Raw genomic sequence first — 487 nt, 5'->3', positions numbered from 1 at the left:
TAGTTCGTTGGCCACATCGGGATCCGCCAGCGCCTGATCGATGCTGCGTACAGGGGCTAACAGGATACCAGTGGGTGCGAGGCGCGTAACCGCATCATCGCTTGTCAGCTGAAGCAACCGCTCTGACAGGATACCGGCGATCTTGTCCCGGTTTGTCCAAGGGCCCTTCCCCTCCAACAGCGGTAAGATCTGGTCGCTGAGGCCCAACACGGTGGCAATATCGGCCAGGGATTCGGGGTAAGCCACAACAGCAATCGCCCCGTCTAAGGTCGAATAGATGCCGTAAGGCGCCGGCTGGTGACTGTGGCTAATGCCGTTTCTGCCTCTACTTGCCTGTTCCTGTGCGTTCAGCGCATAGCTAGACTCCGATGCCAACAAGTGAAGCGCGCACGACATCATATCCACGCGCACCCATTGACCAAGCCCTGTATGGTCGCGCTGGCGCAACGCCGCCTGAATGCCGATAACCGCCTGCGATGCCGTATAC

General features: G+C 59.1%; 1 protein-coding gene. It reads right to left on the bottom strand.

Annotated features, from left to right (window positions below):
* The coding region (locus EOA85_RS36915; RefSeq protein ID WP_206523516.1) for a CoA transferase at positions 1–487 on the bottom strand (487 nt) is incomplete at both ends.

Source organism: Mesorhizobium sp. M5C.F.Ca.IN.020.29.1.1, from assembly GCF_003997375.1.
In the GTDB taxonomy this organism is placed as follows: Bacteria; Pseudomonadota; Alphaproteobacteria; order Rhizobiales; family Rhizobiaceae; genus Mesorhizobium; species Mesorhizobium wenxiniae.
The sequence above is the reverse complement of the archived record's forward strand: the minus strand, read 5'-3'. Positions and strand labels throughout refer to the sequence as shown.